This is a genomic window from Stappia sp. BW2 (assembly GCF_008107695.1).
Taxonomy (GTDB): Bacteria; Pseudomonadota; Alphaproteobacteria; order Rhizobiales; family Stappiaceae; genus Roseibium.
Genome location: NZ_VIRG01000031.1, coordinates 1 through 436 on the forward strand (window position 1 = coordinate 1; position 436 = coordinate 436).

Genomic DNA, 436 nt, shown 5'->3' on the forward strand with positions numbered 1-436 from the left:
CAACATCGGATAAAGATTCGCAAGGATGCATGAAAACAGAAAATTGGCTCCTCTGACTGGACTCGAACCAGTGACATACGGATTAACAGTCCGCCGTTCTACCGACTGAACTACAGAGGAATCGTGTGAACGGGGCGCATATTAATGGCAGTGCATGGTGATGTCAAAGGGTGAAATGCATTTTTTTGTTTGTTTGCTGACAATTTCAACAAAGTGGTGAGCTTTCAATCTTATTGGGTAATGAACCATCGTGGTGCATACCCCCCTTTTATAGGGCAGGTGAATGCGACTGCTGATAAAAAGGGCCAATGACGAATCTATCATAATCTCTTATTTGACAGTTGGTTAGCTTGCGCATCAACGCTAAAATAGAACTGGCAAGCATCTTGCATTCTGGTTGTAAGTAATGGCGGCACTTGGGCCGATTCTTAAAAAC

1 tRNA gene is annotated in these 436 nt (G+C 43.6%); it reads right to left on the reverse strand.

Going from position 1 to position 436, the window contains the following annotated elements:
• Positions 1–44: 44 nt before the first annotated feature.
• A tRNA-Asn gene (locus tag FMN63_RS00150) sits at positions 45–120 on the reverse strand.
• Between the last annotated feature and the right edge of the window lie 316 nt (positions 121–436).